This window comes from Palleronia sp. (assembly GCF_042089775.1).
In the GTDB taxonomy this organism is placed as follows: Bacteria; Pseudomonadota; Alphaproteobacteria; order Rhodobacterales; family Rhodobacteraceae; genus Palleronia.
On sequence record NZ_JBELKF010000187.1, the window covers coordinates 1 to 3,646 of the forward strand.

Annotated in this window: 5 protein-coding genes; 2 read left to right on the forward strand and 3 right to left on the reverse strand. The window is 67.7% G+C overall.

Annotated features, from left to right (window positions below):
- The 3 genes from ACFDS3_RS19645 to ACFDS3_RS19655 form a co-directional block, all read right to left on the reverse strand.
- Positions 1–311, reverse strand: a 311-nt coding sequence (locus tag ACFDS3_RS19645) for a TcpQ domain-containing protein (protein ID WP_375264028.1), incomplete at its 3' end; no start/stop codon positions are given.
- Positions 312–420: 109 nt separating this feature from the next.
- A complete protein-coding gene (locus ACFDS3_RS19650) occupies positions 421–1,686 on the reverse strand; it encodes a hypothetical protein (RefSeq protein WP_375264029.1) in 1,266 nt (421 codons plus the stop codon).
- 35 nt (positions 1,687–1,721) lie between these two features.
- Positions 1,722–2,159 carry a hypothetical protein gene (locus ACFDS3_RS19655; protein ID WP_375264030.1) on the reverse strand — a complete coding sequence of 146 codons (438 nt, stop codon included), beginning with the start codon at positions 2,157–2,159 and terminating at the stop codon, positions 1,722–1,724.
- Between the two features lie 218 nt (positions 2,160–2,377).
- Here ACFDS3_RS19655 and ACFDS3_RS19660 point away from each other — a divergent pair, with 218 nt between their 5' ends.
- A complete protein-coding gene (locus tag ACFDS3_RS19660) occupies positions 2,378–2,821 on the forward strand; it encodes a hypothetical protein (RefSeq protein WP_375264031.1) in 444 nt (147 codons plus the stop codon).
- The coding region (locus ACFDS3_RS19665; protein ID WP_375264032.1) for a hypothetical protein at positions 2,818–3,646 on the forward strand (829 nt) is incomplete at its 3' end. The genes ACFDS3_RS19660 and ACFDS3_RS19665, both read left to right, overlap by 4 nt.

Here is a 3,646-nt window from a genome sequence, read left to right on the forward strand (position 1 = left end):
ATGGAGTCGATGAGGCGGCCTGTGGCCTCCTCGAAACCGCCACCGAACGCCGCGCTGGCGCGCAGGCGGTAGTCGAAGGCGTTGTCCCAGATGAGGGTCCAGCCCGCCGCGCGGGTCCAGCCCTCGAGCGTTGCCTTCAGGGACGCGCCCGACATCACCGCCCATCCATCGGCCGGATGAATGACCGGCGCGAGGGTTTCCCCTTCGACGTCAGCTCGAGTTGCAGTGGCAGGCAGGATCATCGTCGCGGCGAGAGCCCCGGCGACGACACCCTGCACCATGTGGGGGATATTCCGCTTTTTCGCAGTCAATGTTCAATCTCCGGTCCGTCTGCCGCGAAAGGGCGGCCTTCATATCTTGTATCGGACCGGAGAATGCCTCGAAATCGCTACGGGACGGATATCCACATGTTTCGCAAACTCAGGATGCGGAGCCGCTGATCTCGTCGCCGCTCTCGAACCTGACGCGGATTTCACCCCCCGATCGGTCGATTTCGACGATGGCGCCGAGCGCCCCGACGATCATGCCCTCGGCGATCGCGATCCGGGAGGCGGGCGCATCCTGACGGAACAGGCTGACGCGCCCGCCCTCATCCGTGACCTGCCAGTCCCGCAGCAGGAGGTTGTTCGAGCCACCCAGGGTCCGGGGTTCCGTCTCGGCCGCAGGACTCGATGCCGTCCGGCGGAAACTGAGCGCCGGGACCCCGGGCATGCCGGGCACCTTGACGGTTTTCGGGGCGTCGGCCGGGCTTTCGCTCTTGGCGGACGCGCCGGTGCCCTCGATCGTGCGGAGCATCTCGGTCAGAGCCGAGATCTGCGCGGCATCCATCTTGGCAAGAGCCGCGATGCCGTCGGGGGTGTTCAGGAAGCTGCGCAGGTCGGCCGCTTTGGGCGCGACCGGGGCCGGGGCCGGGGCCGGAGCCCTGACCGGCGCCTCGAAGCGCGCCTCGACGACCTTCATCGCCGCCGGTTCGACCGGCTTCGGGCGCGGCGCGCCGTAATCCCGCATGGCCTGTCCGTCGGCAAGCGCATAGAGCCGCTCGATGTCCCCCGCTTCGCCGTTCTGGAGGTCGTAGCGGGCAGTCAGGCGCTCCCTGATCGCGCTACGCATCTCGCGTGATGCGATCTGCACCGCCGTCAGGGGCTGGCGCCAGATATGCTCCTCGGACAGCACGAAGCCCTCCAGCGCGGCATGGTCGACGACGCCCGGCAAGACCGATCGCTCGTCGTCCCATTTCACCTGTCGCACCGCATCGAGCGCATCGGTGTCGATCGAGAAGGTCTCGATCCGCGCCAGGTGGAGACGCGCGAAGGGGTCGACCGGCTCACGGTCATTCTCGGCGACCTTGTCGTGCGCAGCGGTCGGCTCGGTCGGCGTTTCCGTCTCGTCAGAAGCATCAGCCGTGATCGTCGGCTCGTTCTCGGGCGCCTCGGCCAAGAGCGTCTCCTCCGCCGGGTCCGCGAGGACGGGCGTCGTGCCCCGCAGGGGCGGGCGCATGACCAGCTCCGGCGCGAGATCCGACGCACCGAAGCCCACCGGCCGGGGGAGGGGGCGCATGCCGGCAGAGGCTGGCGTGTCATCGGCCTCATCGGCAGCCGGAAGGCTGATGGCGTAGGCGGGCATGGCGGCGGTCGCCATCAGCGCACCGAGCGCCGCGATGCGAACCGTCAAACGGAGTTTCGACATGGCATGTTTCCTCGGGTCGGTTTCGTGGCTGCGCATCACTTCTCGCTTTCGGAGGCCGCTTTGAGCGCGTTCTGCACCTTGTGGACACGCTCGGGCGCCATGACCTCGTTGAGGAGGCTGTTGCGGGAGAACACGCCCAGGGTGGCCATCAGGTTGTAGCGGTGCGGCGCGACGTTCGGGCTGATCTCGCCAAGAAGGATGTCGTCCAGGGCGCGCGGATTGCGCGCGGCGATGTTCAGCATGATCTGCAGCCGGTGATCGGCGCGGGTGTAGGCGAGGATGCGGGTGATGCCGTCCCGGGCGTAGAGCCGCAGGGCGGGGCTCGCCCCGGACGCCTGTGCCAGCGCCTGCGCCGCGGTGATGATCCGGGGCAGGCTGATGAGGAACATGCCCTTGGGACGCGGCACCCAGCGCTCGCGACGGCTCAGGATCGACCCGGCCGCCGCAAGGCCGCGCGCGATCGGTTCGGGCATCTTCGTCGGGCCCGTATCATTCGTATTTTCGCTATCCATAGCCATGTCGATGCCCATCCATTCTCGACCGTGGTTGTGCCATTTCGACCGTTTCCAAGCAACGAGACAGGGGCGATCCGGCGCACAAGCATGTGGACAACCGCCCCTTGGCGCCCTCCCTGACGTGGATTTTCGCAAGTCCTTTGGATAATGCTTGGCAAGCAATAGAGGCCAGAGACATGCGAAATCTTGACTTCGAAGCGCGGGTCGTCTGCGCGATAGCCGAATCCTGCCCGGACCGCATCGTGAAGGGATCGACCGCGCTTCCGGCGCTCGAGGCCATGCGTGCGGAGCTGGTCACCAGCTGCCTGCTGAAGATGGCGATGTTCTCGCTCGGGATCCAGTCGATGGCCGAGATGGGCCAGCCGGGCGGGGCAGGGACGCCCCTGCAGAGCCTCGAGGCGGTCCCGGCCAGCCTGCTCGGCCTGTCGGTCAGCTACGCTCTCGATGCCGCGCCCCGAAACGGGGAGGGGCTTATCGAGGTCTTCGGGCTGGTCGATCATGTCGACGAGCTCGAGCTGACCTTCGGGCGGATCGTCATCGACAGCGCGCTCGTGGAAGAGATCCGCCGCGTCGCCGCGACGCCGCGCCCGACGGCGGGGATCGCGGAGGGCGCGCAATGAGCGGGCCGCAGCAAGGGCCGTCGCGCGACGAGGATTACCTCCAGATCGCCATCATGTGCGCCATCGCCGCCTTTATCGTGATGGCGGTGATCATGGCGCAGATGGGCCGGATCAACAGCATCCTGGGCGCGATCAGCTGGGTCCATGTGGCCCCCTTCGCCTATGCCGCGCGCTTCGTGCCTTTCCTCACCGAGATCCCGCTCGTGGGGGGCTGGCTGTTCATCCCCTGCGAGGCGGTCGAGGCCTATCTCGCGCGTGGCGGTTACGCCCTGATGGACCTCACCCCCGAGACCGTGGGGCATCGCTTCCGGGTGCAGACGGCGGGCGGCCGGGCCGCCCTGGTCCTCTACATGCCGTTTCTGCTCACCATCGCGATCCGGGGCCGCAAGTTCCGGGTCGATCAGCTCTACCGGACCCGCCACACACTGGAGAGCATGATCCACCAGCAGTCGGAATCGTGGACGACGTCACGCACGGCGCGGCACGTCAATCCGCTGAAGCTGCCCGAGGCCAACGCGGCATCCCTGGCGAAGTCGGTGCGCAAGGGCACCGAGGGACCGGCCCTGCCGGGCCGGCTCCTGCCGCGCGGGGTGACCACGGTCGATCCCGGCGTCTGGTCCCGCGCCCTGCGGCCGGAGGAATGGCTGCTCTCGCGCGCCGTCACATTCGACCCGGTGGAATACGATTGGCTGACCGGACCCTCGGCCCCCTCCAAGAAGGACTTCACCTTCAAGAACCGCTGGGTCGGTCTCGATATCGATGCGTTGTCCGAAGTTCTGGCCGAGCAGCTGCGCGCGCCCTGGCAGGGGCCCGAGAAGCTGCGTC